At 33.9% G+C, this 18,201-nt stretch carries 12 protein-coding genes and 1 tRNA gene; 7 read left to right on the top strand and 6 right to left on the bottom strand.

The genetic code is table 11. The features are described 5' to 3' along the window. Positions 1-24: 24 nt before the first annotated feature. Positions 25-453, bottom strand: coding sequence for an SMI1/KNR4 family protein (locus GON26_RS17630; protein ID WP_160376088.1), 429 nt, complete (start codon positions 451-453; stop codon positions 25-27). A 37-nt stretch (positions 454-490) separates the two neighbouring features. Continuing rightward, positions 491-2,638 carry a cation:proton antiporter gene (locus GON26_RS17625; protein ID WP_160376087.1) on the bottom strand — a complete coding sequence of 716 codons (2,148 nt, stop codon included), beginning with the start codon at positions 2,636-2,638 and terminating at the stop codon, positions 491-493. 320 nt (positions 2,639-2,958) lie between these two features. On the opposite strand from GON26_RS17625, the gene GON26_RS17620 reads away from it, so the two are divergent. The 7 genes from GON26_RS17620 (at position 2,959) to ypfJ (ending at position 13,721) form a co-directional block, all read left to right on the top strand. After that, on the top strand, positions 2,959-4,386 hold the full coding sequence (locus GON26_RS17620) for an L-serine ammonia-lyase (RefSeq protein WP_160376086.1): 1,428 nt from the start codon (positions 2,959-2,961) through the stop codon (positions 4,384-4,386). Positions 4,387-4,479: 93 nt separating this feature from the next. After that, on the top strand, positions 4,480-5,298 hold the full coding sequence (gene panB / locus GON26_RS17615) for a 3-methyl-2-oxobutanoate hydroxymethyltransferase (protein ID WP_160376085.1): 819 nt from the start codon (positions 4,480-4,482) through the stop codon (positions 5,296-5,298). A gap of 345 nt (positions 5,299-5,643) precedes the next feature. Then, positions 5,644-6,339 carry an RluA family pseudouridine synthase gene (locus GON26_RS17610; RefSeq protein ID WP_160376084.1) on the top strand — a complete coding sequence of 232 codons (696 nt, stop codon included), beginning with the start codon at positions 5,644-5,646 and terminating at the stop codon, positions 6,337-6,339. 75 nt (positions 6,340-6,414) lie between these two features. Beyond that, a complete protein-coding gene (locus tag GON26_RS17605) occupies positions 6,415-7,743 on the top strand; it encodes an aldehyde dehydrogenase (protein WP_160376083.1) in 1,329 nt (442 codons plus the stop codon). 118 nt (positions 7,744-7,861) lie between these two features. Further along, the gene (locus GON26_RS17600) at positions 7,862-8,653 is read left to right on the top strand and encodes a hypothetical protein (RefSeq protein WP_160376082.1); all 792 of its coding nucleotides are present in this window, start codon (positions 7,862-7,864) and stop codon (positions 8,651-8,653) included. 76 nt (positions 8,654-8,729) lie between these two features. After that, positions 8,730-12,773, top strand: a complete 4,044-nt coding sequence (locus tag GON26_RS17595; protein ID WP_160376081.1) for a PAS domain S-box protein — start codon at positions 8,730-8,732, stop codon at positions 12,771-12,773. 93 nt (positions 12,774-12,866) lie between these two features. Then, entirely contained in the window at positions 12,867-13,721 is an 855-nt protein-coding gene (gene ypfJ, locus GON26_RS17590; protein ID WP_160376080.1) for a KPN_02809 family neutral zinc metallopeptidase, read from the top strand. Positions 13,722-14,009: 288 nt separating this feature from the next. Here ypfJ and GON26_RS17585 read toward each other — a convergent pair. From GON26_RS17585 to GON26_RS17570, 4 genes are all read right to left on the bottom strand, one after another. After that, positions 14,010-14,083 (bottom strand) — tRNA-His (locus GON26_RS17585). 65 nt (positions 14,084-14,148) lie between these two features. Beyond that, the gene (gene bshB1, locus GON26_RS17580; protein WP_160376079.1) at positions 14,149-14,865 is read right to left on the bottom strand and encodes a bacillithiol biosynthesis deacetylase BshB1; all 717 of its coding nucleotides are present in this window, start codon (positions 14,863-14,865) and stop codon (positions 14,149-14,151) included. A gap of 149 nt (positions 14,866-15,014) precedes the next feature. Beyond that, positions 15,015-16,094 carry a chorismate-binding protein gene (locus GON26_RS17575; RefSeq protein ID WP_160376078.1) on the bottom strand — a complete coding sequence of 360 codons (1,080 nt, stop codon included), beginning with the start codon at positions 16,092-16,094 and terminating at the stop codon, positions 15,015-15,017. A 45-nt stretch (positions 16,095-16,139) separates the two neighbouring features. Beyond that, positions 16,140-18,200 carry a M48 family metallopeptidase gene (locus GON26_RS17570; RefSeq protein WP_160376077.1) on the bottom strand — a complete coding sequence of 687 codons (2,061 nt, stop codon included), beginning with the start codon at positions 18,198-18,200 and terminating at the stop codon, positions 16,140-16,142. Position 18,201 lies beyond the last annotated feature (1 nt).

The following is an 18,201-nucleotide window of genomic DNA, read 5'->3' as shown; positions in this document are numbered from 1 at the left end:
AGAATTAAAAATTTTGATTTAAAATCAAGGGAACCAATCAATTCCATTGTCAAGACGGACAAGAAAATCTGTAAAAGATGTCCCGATTTCAATATTATATTTACTATCTAAATCAATAAAAGGAGAAAGTATTATTTTGATATTTTCATCTTGGTCGAATTTAATTCCGATGAATTCTCCGCTTCCATTTGATCCAATTCCAATAGTATGAGGTAATTGTTCAATGATATTATAATTTTTATTGAATTCAATAATTTCCTCTAAATTCCAAAGTTTTATAAATTCAAAACCAATAAATTGATCAATACCGAAATAGTTTTCGAGAAAAAAAACATAGTCTTTGGGAAGTTTTAACTTTGAATAAGATTCAATTTCTGCAATTTCAACTGAAGCATTTATAGCTCTTTTTGGAAAACTGTATTTTTTAACAATCTCTTCTAAATGTTCTGTCATCTTGCTATTTATAAACTACTTTTTAAAGTAATATTTTTTACCCCTTCTTCAAAATATTCCCTAAACCTCTACCAATTTGCTCAATAGCTTCAATACCTTTGGTAAGCGGTGTTGCCGTAAAATCTTCGTAAGCATCCATAGAAGTCACTTTGTTGTCGTCTTGTGGATAAACCAAAATAAGATTGTTAGTAGCAAAAGATTTTTCAAATTTTTGAGGCAGTTTATCAAATATAGACTGATACGAAATGGAACCTTTTCTGGATAAATTGAAAACAATCAAATCGGTTGGTTTAATTTCGTCTGAAATGGCATCAAAATCTTCCCAATCCAGGATGCTTTTGAAACCTAATTTTGCATTTACTTTCAAATTGTTTGCGATTTGCTGAATCGCCTGATGTGTTTTATATTCGGCATAAATCACAATCGGAATACTTAATTCTTGTGACAATCTTGCCATTTTTTGCATCAAAACATGAAAACCAATTCCTCTTTCCGAAAATGGCGGACAGATAAAAACTAATCTTTTTTCTTCGATAAATGTTTTTTCGAATCGGCAGATAAACAAACTTTTATCGACGTTATTAATGATCGAATCTACATTTTCTCCAAAGATTTTATCTAAGAAACCTGTTTTTCTTGGCCATCCAATAATCACAATATCCGACATGATTTCTTTGGCCGTTCTTGCGATTCCGCTCGCAGGATTGTGGTCAATTCTGGCGATTGTATTGATTTTTATTTCGGAAGCTGAGCCCTGAATGATGAATTTATCCAGTGCTTTTCGATATTTTCTAATATTAATTTCAGCTGCATCATTATTGGGTACAACCGTCAATAAAGTCACTGGATTAGATGATTTTTTTTCTTTAATTAAAAAAGCAAAATCTAATAAACTTTCGGTTGAAGAGGTTTTCGCTAACGGAATCAAAATATGTTCGTCTAAAATATCTTCTTTATCTGCATCGCTCAATGACACTTCTTCTTCGCAAATCGCAATCTTTTTAGCGGCTTTTTCAGTTACAAACGAAGCCACAATACAGGTAATCAAAATTAGAATAATCGTTCCGTTTAAAATGTTTTCATCTAATATTTTAGCTTTAAATCCAACCAAAATAATAGCCAGGGTTGCAGCGGCATGCGAACTGCTTAAACCAAAAATAAGCTGTCTTTCGGTTTTACTGTATTTAAAAACAATTTGCGTAATAAAAGCAGCAAACCATTTTCCGAAAATAGCCACAACACTCAAAGTTCCGGCAACTATCAAAGCGGTAGTACCGCTCAAAACTACTTTCAAATCAACCAGCATTCCAACAGAAATCAGGAAAAACGGAATGAACAAAGAGTTTCCGATAAACTCAATTCTGTTCATTAAAGCTGATGAATGCGGAATTAAAGGATTTAATGCCAAACCTGCAACGAACGCTCCAATAATGGGTTCTACTCCTGCTACTTCGGCCAAAAAGGCGGCGAAGAAAACCACCGAAAGCACAAAAATATAATGCGCGTGTTTCTCACTTTCTAATTTCTTGAAAAACCATTTGGCTATTCTCGGAATCAAAAGAAACATAATCGCTGAAAAAATAGCTAGAGAAACCGTCAGTTTAATCCAAAAAGCCTGATTTAGATTTCCCTGATTACTTCCCATAATAACGGCCAGAATGATCAAAACGGCTGTATCGGTAAGAATCGTTCCTCCTACTGTTATGGCCACCGCCTGATTTTTAGCAATTCCTAGTTTACTCACAATTGGATACGCTACCAAAGTGTGTGTAGCAAACATACTTGCGGTTAAAAAACTGGCATTAAAATCGTATTGTAATAAATAATAACATACTGGAAAACCAATGGTAAGCGGTAAAATGAAAGTAAAAAATCCAAACAATAAACTTTTATTTCGGTTGGCTTTAAACTCATTCATATCCAATTCCAGACCTGCAATAAACATGATGTAAAGTAAGCCGATGGTAGAAAATAAATCGACTGCTGAGTTTTTTTCCAGAATATTCAATCCGTGAGGACCAATTACAACACCGGAAATAATTAAACCAATAATGCCTGGAATATTGATTTTCTTTAGTAAAATTGGGGACAAGAGAATAATGAAAAGTATCAATGAGAAAATCAATACTGGGTTGCTAAGAGGTAATTCGAATTCGTGTAATAAATGCTTGAAAAATTCTATCATAGTGTATTTTTATCTTCTTTGTGGTATTCAAATTTTCGAAAAAACTTTTCTCCATTATAACGAAATACCTAAAAATTTAGTTTACTTCGATTTTATCTTTTTTAAACTAAAAATCGGTTTTATTCCAGCAAACTGTTCTTTTACAAAAATACCTAAAAAACCTTAACTCTTTACGCTTGGCCTTTATTATGTAACAAAAATTATTTCGTTATCAAATTATTAAAATTCAATATTTATTTTAACAAATACGCAAGATTTACCATTCGAATAACATTTTCGTTGCATTATTCAATTATCTTTGTCTTAATAAAAATTGAACAATGGAAGAATGTATCTCTGTTTTTGATATGCTTAAAATTGGTGTTGGGCCCTCAAGCTCGCACACTCTTGGTCCCTGGCGTGCTGCCGAACGTTTTTTAGAAGAATTAAAAAATGAAGCCATTTTAGATCAGATCACACGGGTAAAAGTCGATCTGTATGGCTCACTTTCCTTGACAGGAAAAGGGCACGCAACCGATTTATCTGTTATGTTAGGATTAAGCGGTCAGGATCCTGAATACATTCCGGTTGAGAATATTGCGGGAATTATCAAAAATATCGAAACTTCAAACGAAATCATTTTGGCTAATCAAGTTACGATTCCGTTTTATTTTCTTCAGGACATTGTTTTCAATAAAGAGTTTCTTCCTTTCCATGCCAATGGCCTAAAATTTACTGCTTTTAAAAACGATAGTTCTGAGTACGAATCTACTTTTTACTCAATTGGTGGTGGATTTGTGGTGAAAGAAGAACGTACCAATGCAAAGGAAAAATTAGCTATAAAATGTGCTTTTCCCTACCCTATCCAAAATGCCGCTGAACTTTTAGAATATACCATTTCTCAGAACAAATCGGTTTCGGAAATCGTTTATGAAAACGAAAAATCGATGCGTCCTGAAGCTGAAATTCATTCAGAATTAATGCGTATCTGGAACACGATGCTCGAATGTATGTACATTGGCTGTCACTCCGAAGGAATTCTTCCGGGTGGTTTGAATGTGCGCCGAAGAGCTTTTGATATGCACCAGAATTTAATTGGTTTATCCAATTATAATTCGCCACAAACCTGGTTAGAAGAGATTAGAAAAACCGAGGTTAAATTTCGCCAAATCTTAAAATGGGTAAGTTGTTTTGCACTTGCCGTGAATGAAGTAAACGCATCTTTAGGCCGTGTAGTTACGGCTCCTACGAATGGAAGTGCGGGTGTAATTCCTGCTGTTTTGATGTATTATATGGTAATTGAAAACCATGATGCAACCGAAAAAGAAATCAAACAATTTTTGATGGTAGCCGGCGAAATTGGAAGTATCTTCAAAAAAGGCGCTACCATTTCTGCTGCAATGGGTGGTTGTCAGGCCGAAATTGGCGTTTCGTCTGCGATGGCGGCTGCTGCACTGTGCGAATTGATGGGCGGAACTCCAGCTCAGGTTTTAATGGCTGCCGAAATTGCTATGGAACATCACCTTGGTTTAACCTGCGACCCGATTGGCGGTTTGGTTCAGATTCCTTGTATCGAAAGAAATACAATGGGCGCCATAAAAGCCATAAACGCAGCCGAACTGGCTCTTGAAACCGATTCTAAAAACGCAAAAGTGCCTTTGGATAAGGTAATCAATACGATGTGGCAAACCGCAAAAGATATGAATTCTAAATATAAAGAAACCTCTGAAGGCGGATTAGCAATTGCCGTAAATATGGCCGATTGTTAGCATAATATTGTGTAATTTTGCATTCAAAATTTTCGTTTTAAGAGTAAATTTCACTTTTAAAACCATTCAAAAAAAACTTAAAACTCACTTATAATGTCAGTTGCAAAAAAAGATTATAAAAGAATCACTACAAAATCGTTAATCGAAATGAAAAGCAATGGAGAGAAAATCTCTATGCTGACGGCTTACGATTATACCATGGCAAAAATTGTGGATACCGCTGGAGTCGATGTGATTTTAGTAGGCGATTCAGCTTCAAATGTGATGGCTGGTCACGAAACAACATTGCCTATTACCTTAGATCAAATGATTTACCACGCTTCGTCTGTAGTTCGCGCTATCGAAAGAGCTTTGGTGGTAGTTGATTTGCCTTTTGGAAGTTACCAGTCTGACCCTAAAGAAGCATTGCGATCTGCGATCAGGATCATGAAAGAAAGCGGTGGTCACGCAGTGAAACTGGAAGGCGGAAAAGAAATTAAAGAGTCGATCAAAAAAATATTAAATGCCGGAATTCCAGTAATGGGGCATTTGGGTCTTACGCCTCAATCTATCTATAAATTCGGAACTTACAGCGTACGTGCCAAAGAAGATGAAGAAGCTGAAAAACTAATGGAAGATGCTAAAATGCTTGAAAAAGTGGGATGTTTTGCGGTTGTTTTAGAAAAAATTCCAGCACATCTTGCTGAAAAAGTGGCTAAAAGTATCTCGATTCCAGTAATCGGAATTGGTGCCGGTGGCGGCGTTGACGGACAAGTTTTAGTTATTCACGATATGTTAGGAATGAACAACGAGTTTAGCCCTAGATTTTTACGCCGTTATCTCAATTTATATCAGGAAATGACAGGTGCTATTGGTCAGTACGTAACCGATGTGAAGTCTAGTGATTTCCCGAACGAAAAAGAGCAATATTAATTTTTTTTAAAGATTCTAAGGTTCTAAGTTGCGGAGATTCTGAGTTTTTTTTAGTTTCAAAGGATCAAAGTTACAAAGTTTCAAAGGCTTTTTTTAAAGATACTGAGGTTCTAAGTTGCTGATATTCTGAGTTTTTTTAGGTTCAAAGGGTCAAAGCTACAAAGGGTCAAAGGTTTTTTTTAAAGATACTAAGGTTCTGAGTTGCGGAGATTCTAAGTTTTTTTTGAAACAAAGGTTCAAAGCAAATAAGAATTTTAAATTGAATAGCCTCCAGCTTTAGCTGGGGACATTTTTAAATTTATCAAAAGGGCTTTAGCCAAATCTCTTTCACACTAACAATCTAAGATGTCTAATAAAATAATTTCAGATAAAAAGAACCTTCAGGTTTTACACGAAGACAATCATATCATTGTCGTAAACAAGCGTGTAGGCGATATTGTACAGGGTGATAAAACGGGTGATAAACCGTTGTCTGATGTTGTAAAAGAATACATTAAAGACAAATACAATAAACCTGGCGACGTTTTTCTGGGTGTGATTCACCGTTTGGACAGACCCACAACCGGAATTGTCGTTTTTGCCAGAACCAGTAAAGCATTAACGCGAATGAACGAAATGTTCAGTAATCGCGAAACACAAAAAACCTATTGGGCAGTTGTGAAGAATAAACCTCAGGAAACAACTGCCAAATTGGTTCATTACCTCAAAAGAAACGAAAAAAACAATACTTCAAAAGCCCATATAAAAGAAGTTCCAGACAGTAAAATTGCTAGTTTGGATTATACCGTTTTTAAAGAACTTCATAATTATGTGGCACTGGAAATCAATCTGCACACAGGCCGCCATCACCAGATTCGTGCGCAATTATCTGCAATTGGTTCTCCCATAAAAGGCGATTTGAAATATGGTTTTGACCGAAGCAATCCTGATGGAGGCATTCATCTGCATGCCAGAAAATTGACTTTTATTCATCCCGTTTCCAAAGAAAACATTACCATTGTAGCGCCTACACCAGACGAAACGATTTGGAATGCTTTGTGATTTTTATGATTTAATTGTTAAAATTTTAATTTTTATAATTTAACTTGCATAGACAAAAATCAAGTTGGCTATAAAATGGACTATAAAAACGACATCGGATACCGTAGAGAAACGCTTAAAAAATTATTGTATAATATTCAGAAAAGCGAAGATTTAATTGTAAAAACTTTATACGATGATTTTAAAAAGCCTGAATTTGAAGCTGTTTTAACCGAAACCAATTATGTTATTTCGGAACTGAAAGATACCATCAAAAACATTCATAAATGGGCCCGACGAAAACGCGTTTTTCCCTCAATCCTCAACTTTCCTTCTACTGATTATATTTACAAAGAGCCTTACGGAAATGTATTAGTTATTTCACCCTGGAATTATCCTTTTCAATTAGCGCTTTGTCCTTTGATTGCTGCCGTTGCTGCGGGAAATAAAGTGGTTCTAAAACCTTCTGAGCTTGCACCAAACACCTCCGCTATTATAGCAAAAATCATCGAAAAAGCTTTTCATGTTAATCATGTAGAAGTCATTCAGGGCGGTGTCGAAGTTTCAAATAAATTATTAGCACAACGCTGGGATTATATTTTTTTTACCGGAAGTGTTGCCGTTGGGAAAATCGTAGCCAAGGCTGCTGCCGAGCATTTAACACCTGTTACATTAGAATTAGGCGGAAAAAATCCGTGTCTTATTGATGAAACTGCCAACTTAAAATTGGCGGCAAAACGAATCGTTTGGGGAAAATTCATCAATGCAGGACAAACTTGCATTGCTCCTGATTATATTTTGATTCAAAAAGACATGAAGATTAATTTCATTACGTATCTAATGGAAGAAATCACAAAATCATACGGAAAAAAAATGGACAAATCCCCAGATTTTGCCCGTATTATCAATACCAAAAACTGGGTGAGACTCACCAATATGATTCAGAACGAAAAAGTTATTTTTGGGGGAGAAATGAATGCCGAAACACATTATATCGCTCCAACACTTATCGAAGAACCCAATTTGGATAGTCCAGTAATGCAGGAAGAAATTTTTGGTCCAATATTACCCATTCTTACTTATGAAACCGAGGGAGATATTGCGAACATCATCAAACGTTACGAAAAACCTTTAGCCTTTTATATCTTTAGTGATAATCCTACTTTTGCTAAAAAACTAATCAAAAACTATTCATTTGGCGGAGGCTGTATCAATGATACGGTCATTCACTTTTCAAACAAAAGACTTCCGTTTGGAGGAGTTGGGCATAGTGGCATTGGCGCCTATCACGGACAGTTGAGTTTTGATGTTTTCTCGCATCACAAAGGGGTTGTTAAAAAAGGAAACTGGCTGGATTTGCCCATGCGATATGCACCTTACAAAGATAAACTGCCTACAATAAAAAGATTATTAGACTGGATGTAAGGCAATAAAGCCGTTTCGTACTATTTTATAGATTTTGATACGGAATTGATTTAAAATATTATATTTACGACTTATTATTTAATTAAATTAAGAAGTATATACTATAACTTTACTCCAAATGAAATCTACATTAGACCAAATCGAGGACATTAAAAATCACGGTTACGACTTAGATTTTTCGAATGTTTTTAACCATGCTTTCGAAAATTATAAAAAAATTGCATTGTATGCCGGGCTCATTTTGTTAGTCTTCGGAATTTTAGCTTCATTTGCCGGAGGTGGTATATTGATCTCATTATATGGAATTGAGCATTTTAATAAAGAGTTTTTCGATGGCTTAAAAGACCAGGATTATTTGCCTTCCACCTTAATTATATACACTATTGTTATTGCATTTGCCACAGCAATTTTAAGTCCGTTTACTGCTGGTTTTTTAAAAATGGCAGATTGTGCAGATAAAGACATTGAATTTAATGTTTCAACAATTTTCACCTATTACAAAGCACATTATTTTACGCAGCTTTTTATTGCTTCTTTACTTATCGCATTACTTACAGGATTAATTTCTATTGTCTTTAATCTATTAGAAATTGTTATTATTGATGGCATTATTAATCTTGCCATTGCCTTTTTCACATCCCTAACCATTCCATTAATTATTTTTGGAAATTTAAATGCTTTAGACGCAATTAAATCAAGTTCGGTAATCGTAACCAAGCAACCTATAACCATTATTCTTTTGTTTGTAGTTGCCGGTCTGGCTTCGATGGTTGGTTTTATTGGCTGTTGTATTGGTATTGTTTTTACAATTCCGATTACATATTCGGTAAAATATGCTATGTATAATGCCATTTTAGGAGTAGAAGAAAAAGAAGATTCAATAGATTCTATTGGAAAAGATTTAGAATAAAAAACATAAAAACCAGAACAGAGTCTAACCTCCTCTGTTTAGAAAACATAAAGATACCACAACCCAAATCTGTACTATGGTCGGATGCTATAGTTTATTTTCAGACGTTATTCGGGGACAGTTTTTAATTAGACTGGCTCAGGAATCTCTTGGCTCCAACTGGTTTGTTCTAAACTCTGACATTATTTTCTACAACAATCCTAAACTCATTATTTTAGGATTGTCTCTTACAGGCCTTATTGCTTTATTAGTTTACCAGTTTTTCAAAATAAAGACGCGAATCGGTTATTTTATAGAAAAAAACAAAGAAACTGACACCAATGTTAAAGAATATCAATTGTATCTTTTATTTCTGGGCCTTGCTATTATTGCCATAGAAATCATTAATGAAATTTTTAAAGTCCGGCCTAAAAGTCAGTTGTATGTAAATATCGGAATTGGAATATTTGTGTTGGTCTTTTACCTTGTCACAGATAAAATTAAGTTTCTTCGAAAAAAGATTCCGTATATCTTTATTACCCTCTTCCTATCCTATTTTATATATATATCCAAAAACATTATTTTTTTAAAAGGAGATATTATTCCTTTAATTGCCTTTTTAATTGCATATTATTTTTCGTATAGCATTTTAAAACCTGTAAAAGTTTACTGGACCTTTATCGCCCTTGTCTTTGCATATCTGGTCGCCACAATTGTTTTTCATTTAATACCTATAAAAACTTCTATTTTACTGGCTAATTATTGCATTTTGATATTTGTTATTAATCATGTCAAACATGCCGTATTATTAAACACTAAAGATAATTTCAGATTTACCAATGAAATTGTACATAAAGGAAATTCGCTAACTGTGGCCTCTAATAAAAAGGGGGAAATTCTTTTTTGCAGTGAAACCATTACCAATATTTTAGGGTATCAGCCCAATGAAGTAATGGGAATGAATTTCTGGAAGCTTACTAAAGACACCGAATTTATTGACGAAAAGTATCGCTTAAATCATGAAGACAACAAACTATATATCCGGAAATTAAAAGGTAAAAACGGAGAATACAAATACATCCAGTGGAAAGACAAAAAATTTTCAGAGGACCTGATTATCAGTATCGGGCAGGATGTAACGGAGCAAATCATTGTTCAGGACCAGTATAAAAACCTAATTCAGACCGCTACAGATATTATTTTTGAAATCAATGATGATGGCTATTTTACTTTTATAAATGAATTTGCTTTTTCTATTTTAGGCTACACCGAATCTGAAATTGTAGGACAACATTATTCTAAATTCATACGAGCCGATTATATTACGAGTGCTGTTGCTTTTTATGAAGATTTAGAACTCGAAGTAAACAATTATCCCATGATTGAAATTCCTGTTATCAAGAAAAACGGAGAAGAATTATGGATCTCGCAAAAAGTAATTATCCGTAAAAATGATTTAGGACAAACCACTGGTTATGCAGGTATTGCCAGAGATATCACGCAATTAAAAAATATAGAAAACGAGAAAACGAGCAGACGCAGGAAAATTGAAGATTACAACAATTCGGCTAGAAAACTATCGACAACCAATTTTAGTTTATACGATAAATTAAACATCGTAATCAACCTGATTATAGAAGAGGCTGCCACTGTCTCTAAAGTAAACCGTGTTAGTTTCTGGAAATATACAAATGAGAGCATTACCTGCAAAAACATATACAGCTCAGACAATCAAAGTCTTGCAGACAAAAATATTTTAAATATTGAAGCCTACCCTATTTACTTCGAAACATTAAAAAACAAAGCTATAATCAACGCTCCTGATGTTTTAGACAAACTGGAAATGTCAGAGTTTAAAAAAAGTTATTTTCAAAAAAACAGCATTCAGTCTATGCTTGATGTACCTGTTTTTTTAAGTGGAGAATTAACCGGTGTAGTTTGTTTTGAAAGTACTGTAGAAAAGAGAGAGTGGGACAACGAAGATATCAATTACTCCAGAACCATCGCTGATATTATTTCGTTGGCAATTTCTTCGCAAATGCGTTTGAAAGCTGAGAAAAAACTGGAACTAAAAAGTGAATTACTATCTGCATTGGCGCTTTGTACTGAGAAGTTTCTATTAAGTAAAAACATTCAGGAAATGTTTGAAGAAACCTATGAAATAATTGGAAAAGCAGCCAAAGTAGATCATATGTTTTATTATGAAAAGGATTTCGAAAACAATACTATCAGCCAAAAATACAAATGGTCAAAAGATGGAGTTCCGCATCAGATAACTACATTACGCCAGTTTACTGAAGATAATTTAAGTGAAATATTTTTCCATGCTAAGAAAAAGAAGGTTTTAAATACTTTAACCAAAAATCTAAAGGATACCTTTTTTAAAAAATTACTGGTAGACAACGAAATTAAATCCATCTTGATTTTACCATTATTTATTAATGATGACTTTACAGGTTTTATCGGTTTTGATGATTGTACAAAAGAAAAAAAATGGACCGAAGATGAAATTTATATCTTTCAGACATTAGCCAATAACATTTCATCCGTATTAGAGCGTAATCAAAATTTATCCAAAATTCAGGAGAGCGAGGAAAAGTTTAAGCTTATTGCCAATAATATTCCGGGTACTGTTTATCTTTCAAAATTTGATGAGCTGTCAACCAAGATATTTTTGAATGACGAAATCATCAATTTAACTGGATATTCAAAAACCGAATTTATCGAAAACAATTTGTCCTTTTTATCACTCATACATCCTGATGATAAAGACGAGGTTGTAAATAGTCAGATTATTGATTTACAAAACGGAGATCCTTTGCATAATGTGTATCGCATCAAACGAAAAACCGGCGAATATATCTGGATTGAAGAGTTTGGAGATGTTATTAAAAAAGGAGATACAATTGAATTTGTTGGTGGAATTTATTTTGATATTACCAACAAAAAAGAAACCGAAGATGCCATTAAAGCCAAACAATTAGCGGAAGCGGCCAACAAATCAAAATCCGATTTCTTAGCCAATATGTCCCACGAAATCAGGACTCCGCTGAACGGAATTATAGGTTTTACCGATTTATTAATGAAAACAGATCTTCAGGAAATTCAGGAAAAATACATGACCACGATAAATCAATCGGCACATTCTTTACTTGAAATCATAAATGATATTCTGGATTTTTCTAAAATCGAAGCCGGTAAATTAGAGCTTTACATTGATTTATATGATATCAAAAAAGTATTAGGACAGATCTTTGATTTGATTGTTTACGAATCCAATCAAAAAGACCTGCTTTTAGAACTGAATGTAGATCCGGATGTACCCAAATTTATATGGACAGATATTGTGCGATTGAAGCAAATTTTAATCAATCTGCTCTCAAATGCTGTAAAATTCACTAATAAAGGATCTATTAAATTAAATGTTTCTATTCAGGAAAAAAACAGCGAAAACCATCATGTTATTCGTTTTGCTGTAATTGATACCGGAATCGGAATACTCGAAAAAAACCAGAAAAAGATTTTCAAAGCTTTCTCTCAGGAAGACAGTTCAACAACAAGAAAGTTCGGAGGAACAGGTTTAGGACTTACCATTTCAAATCAATTACTGGCTTTAATGGAAAGCCGTTTACAGCTTCAGAGCAAAATAGATATTGGAAGTAACTTTTATTTTGATTTAAGTTTAAAAACCAGCAATGTTATCCTTACTGAAAAATACAAAGCCGAGCTTAACAGCGCAAATTCTGATTTAACATTAAACAACAAGGCAAAAAAAGTAACTTTTTTAATTGCCGAGGACAACAGGGTCAATATGTTGCTTTTAAAAACCATCATTAAGAATTTATATCAAAATGCTTTTATCTATGAATGTGAAAACGGATATGAAGCCGTAAAACAATTTGAAAGCACAAATCCTGATATAATTTTCATGGACATTCAGATGCCTATTATGAATGGCTATGAAGCTACGAAAGCTATTCGTAACACAACAACCGGAAAAATTGTTCCGATAATAGCCGTAACCGCCGGTGCAGAAAAAGAAGAACGAAATAAATGTTTAGCTGCCGGTATGAATGATTATATTTCTAAACCAATTATTAAAGGAACTGTAGAAGAAGCACTTTTTAACTGGTTAAAATAATTTAAAGTAAATGGCATTCTATGATCGCTTATTACAAAAAAATATATAAATTCGTATTAAGATAATCCACAATCAACACAAAAACAACACCCTATGAAATGGCTAGGCAGAAGACAAAGTGACAATGTTGAAGACAGAAGAGGAATGTCCTCCGGAGGAAAAACCATCGTAGGAGGCGGACTTATAGGTATTATTATCTTATTAGTAAATGTTTTTGGAGGCGAAAATGCCCAAATGATAACCCCTATTCTGGAGCAAATGCAAGGCTCACAAGGCAATCAAACCGAGACTGCCGTTCCGTTAAGTAAAGAAGATCAGGAAATGGGAGACTTTGTAAGAGTCATCCTGGCCGATAACGAAGACATCTGGAGCAAAATATTTGCCGAAAATGGCATGACCTATAAAAAACCAACTTTAGTACTTTTTAAGGGATCAGTACAAACTGCCTGTGGTGGTGCTTCATCAGCTTCCGGACCTTTTTATTGTCCGGGTGATCAAAAAGTATATATGGATTTAGGCTTCTTTGAAGAGCTTAAAACAAAATTTGGAGCCAAGGGTGGCGATTTTGCAATTGCGTATGTTATAGCGCACGAAATTGGGCATCACATCCAAACTTTATTGGGTACATCAGCAAAAATGCGTGAAGAACAGCAAGGCAAAAGTGAAGCAGAGGCTAACAAACTATCTGTAGCGCTGGAACTGCAAGCCGATTTTTATGCCGGAGTCTGGACACATTACAATAAAGAAAACTTAGATATTGGTGATATTGAAGAAGCATTGAGTGCTGCAAACGCTGTTGGTGACGACGCTATTCAAAGCAAAATGCAAGGTCATGTAGTTCCGGATTCGTTTACACACGGAAGTTCTGAACAAAGAATGTACTGGTTTAAAAAAGGTTTTGATACGGGTGATATCAATCAGGGAAATACCTTTAAAGAAATACGATAATACATAAACCAAATATAGTTAACCAAATGAGCATGAAGTTTACGCTTCATGCTTTTTTTTGTTTGTTTGCCACGAAGGCACAAAGACACAAATTTTTGTATATGAAAATGAACTACGAAGGAAACGGATTGCACAAGATTTACAACTAATTAAATTATTTTTTTTACACAATTTAAGACTTTTCAATATAATTCTCCAAAACTTTGTGTCTTCGCGTCTTGGTGGCTAAATATCAAAATTAGGCGTACAAAAAAAGCCTTGAATTTCTTCAAGGCTTTCAAAATCCTGGGTGGCTGACCGGGTTCGAACCGGCGACCCTCGGCACCACAAACCAATACTCTAACCAGCTGAGCTACAACCACCATTTTTCTTTGCGGTTGCAAATATACAACAAAGGTTTACTTCTACAAAGAAAAAATTAAAAAAATTACATCAAATTTTCTAAGCTATTGACTGCCAAACACCTTTCGACAGTGAAACCTTCTGCAAATTCTACTCCAACTAGCCTTCCTAAGTCCTGGGCACGATAATTTAGGCTTTCTAAAAAGTTTTTACTCGTTATCGGCGTAGCCGGTTCTTCTGAATCTGGGTCATAAAATTGGGTTTTATAGGCCAAAATCGATTCTACCTTCTTCTTTTCGAAACCTGTGATATCCACTACGAAATCAGGTTCTATATTTTTCCACTGAATATAATGATAAACTACTCTTGGTCTCCATGCTTCTTGTTTTTCACCATCAATAGCAGTTTCAATTTTCATCAGACCTGATAAAAAACAAGCATCCGAAACCAATTTACTTCCTCTTCCGTGATCGATATGGCGGTCGTCAATTGCATTACATAAAACAATTTCAGGTTTGTATTTCCGAATCATTTTTATGACCTCTAACTGATGTTTTTCGTCGTTTACAAAAAAACCATCACGAAAGGCTAAATTTTCACGAACCAGAACGCCTAAAATCTTTGCGGCGTCTTTTGCTTCCTCATCTCTAATTTCCGCACTCCCACGGGTCCCTAATTCGCCACGCGTCAAATCGACAATACCAACTTTTTTACCAAGTGATACTTCTTTTAAAATAGTTCCTGCACAACCCAATTCTACATCATCAGGATGCGCACCAAAGGCTAATATATCTAGTTTCATATGTTTTTTGTTTCAAGTTTTTTTTGTTTCAGGTTTCAAGTTTGCTTCGCCAATTCTGATAAAGCCTCGTGCCAGGCTCCGCTGTCAACCTGAAACCTGAAACTTTTTTTAATTATCTCAAATTCAACTCACATCTCACATCTCACATCTCACATCTCACAACTCACAATTCGAAGAACTCTCTTCATCGTCATGGATTTATTCACGCTTTCCTCCCACTCTTTTTCAGGAATACTTTCTTTGGTGATTCCGCAGCCCATGTACAAAATTGCTTTTTTATCGAGAATCTGCATGCTGCGTAAATTTACAAACAAATCAGAACTTATGGCATTATGCGCAAAACTGCTGTTCAGTTCACCTAAAAAACCGGTGTAAAAAGTCCTGTCGTACTTTTCGTTTTCTATAATGAATGCTTTTGCTTTCTTTTTTGGTAAACCGCAAACCGCAGGTGTAGGATGCAAAGTATCTATCACTTCTTCCAGCGTTGAATTATCATTTAAAACTCCGGAAATATCTGTTTTAATGTGCCAGATGGAGCCTGCTTTTATACTGTAAGGTTCTGTTACCATAACCGAATTGGCTACTTCCCGCAGTCTTTTTACAATAAAATCGGTAACATATTGCTGTTCGTCTTTTTCTTTTTGCTGCCAAAGAATTTCCGCTTCCAAATTGGCTTTTTGCGTTCCTGCCAAAGCTGTGGTTTCAAAGACGTTTCCGTTTGCTTTCAATAATTGTTCTGGCGTTGCGCCCATCCAAAAACCAATTTTAGGATGATAGAAACAATACACAAAAGTTGTTGGATACAATTGTTTAAGATGCTGAAAAGTTTCGACAAAATCAAATTCAGACAATTCCACAACTTCATTTCGAGACAAAACTACTTTTTTAAATTCTTCATTTTTGATGGCCTGAATTCCTTTTGAAACTAAATTTTCAAATTGATTTTTAGCTTTCTCATCAAAACTCAAATCCTCAGTTTCAATCGAATCAAAAACAATTCTTTCTTGTTCGAAAGTCAGGATTTCAGATTTGCTTTCTGGAATCAAAATCAGTTGTTTTTCATCAAAAGAGGCAAAAACAAAACCTTTCTCAGTATAATTTAAAACTTTATACAATGTGTCGTCTTGTTGCAAAAGCGCAACAATTCCGTTAGAATTGGGTTTCGAATACAATACAAAGGGCAAATTTTGCTCTTTTTGATTTTTAATTTTAGAAAAAAATGAATTCATGATTTGTATTTCTAACAAGATATCTCTAAAAAGACATTGCTATTTTTAATTGTTTAAGAGTTGAATTTTATATGTTAACAACTCTTTTTTAGTTTGAAAATAAGTTTTTGATAAAATAAACTGATAATTCGTTACTGATTTGTTCAGGATTTCTAAAACTTCATTTAAGTATTCGTTACGGCTAAAATACTTCCAGTCTTCAGATAAATACTTCCCAAAAACTTCTCTCATTTCAATTGTTATAGCTGCACTGTACATTTTATTACTCAGTATTTTTTCTATTTGAGCCTTAAAACGATCTTCTTCGTGTTTCAACAAAACCATATTTCTTTCGATTATTTCAAAAGAATTTACATGATGCATAAATTCGCAAGCATCAATCATTTTGACATAATATTCAAAATTTACATCAAAATCTTTATCCATTATAAAAAAGTCGTTGTACATTTTTTTATACTCTTCTCTCTTATTTTGATTATTGGCTAGTTTTAAAAAGTAGAAATAAATGTCATGGTCATTTTTAAGAATTTCTTCTTTGATTTGCTTTAATTCAGCTTCTAGCCTTTCAATTAATTCAGAACAATCTTTTCTAAATATTTTATGACCATCATAGTTGAAGAACTTTATTTTATAATCACCATTTTGAATTTGTCTTAAAACATTCAGATCATTTTCTAAGGAAACCGAGTTATAAACCAAATCAACAGCTGCGTTACTAAACAGTTCATTCAAACCTTTATCCGCATATGAATCTGTTTTAATTACTTCAGAATCATTAAAAATTGGGTTTTTATTGTCGTAATAACTATTAAAAATATCATTAAACGAATTTGACAAAAATTCTGTTTCAAATTCATTAAAAAAATCTTCATTTTCATGATAAACAATATCGCTCGGATAGGAAACTGCCGAAAACATTTTATCTGTAAATTTACTTTGCAAATCAATTTTATTACTCAACAAACTGGTAGCCAGCCTAGTGTTTTCTTCTAATTCTTTACTGTTAAGTTTCCTCAATTCCGAAATTCTATCTTCGGTACTTGGGTGCGTATCCCACTTATTTTCAATTTGAAGTTTTGATTTATTATATCTGTTTAAAAAATCAGGTGTCAATTGTGGTAAATCATTCTGAACCTGAACTTTACTTTTATGGGCAATAAAATTCATAACCAGAGTTTGCTGCTCGTAAACATTTTTGGTCGCGATAGATTCCGGAATTTTAGTTCCGTAATAATCCAAAACTTTATTAAATGAATGATCTGCCAAATCCAGACGCAACAACGATGTAATAAGTGGTTCTGAACCCGTAACACTAGCCGCAACTGCATCGGCATGAAACTCCATTTGCCTTGATAATCCATAATAATTAAGATTTACAACCTGATAAACCTGTCTTAAAACCCATTGAATTCCTTCGACAATTTTTACAGCCAAACTCACAAAAAAGGAAAAATAGCCATTTACACTTCCCCAGCTTTGCGCTATAGAATTATACGAATCATTATCATAAAGCATATTATGAATAATCTGATTTACGTTGTAAACATAACTTCCTACCTTCATACTTCGCTGTGAGAAATGCCCAAATTCGTGCGCCAAAATAGCTTTCAGTTCGATTTCAGAAACCGAATTAATAAGACCTATTCCTATTTGAAGATTCTTTTTTATGGGGAAAAACATACTCCAGAAATTAGAATCGTAAAATACCGAAGCATTTACATCTGAAGATAAATAAACCTTTTTTGGAAAATCAGTTTTTACAACACTTACAATTTCTTCAATAAAACCAAACAGTTTAGGCTCTTGCTCTTTGGTGATTTCTACCAAATGAGATCGATCAATAGTATGTTTTACAAAGATAAATTTGAATAAAAAAATCAGAACCAAAATACCCATACAAACCAATCCAGCACCTATCATAATGGTTATAAACATTGGTTTTGCAACAATAATGAAAAAACCTGCGTAACCTGCCAAAATCGTAATTCCAATTCCAGAAAGAATTAATAAAATATAAACAATAAAAAATAGCAGAACAGATAAAATTGCTTTTGTGGTCATCTTCCTAAAAGTCGAAGAAACCGTGGTAGTAGTTTTTTGATTCATC

Origin of the sequence: Flavobacterium hydrocarbonoxydans, from assembly GCF_009789235.1 — a bacterium.
GTDB classification, from domain to species: Bacteria; Bacteroidota; Bacteroidia; order Flavobacteriales; family Flavobacteriaceae; genus Flavobacterium; species Flavobacterium hydrocarbonoxydans.
Note: the sequence above shows the minus strand (reverse complement) of the source record. Positions and strands in the feature narration are given on the sequence as shown.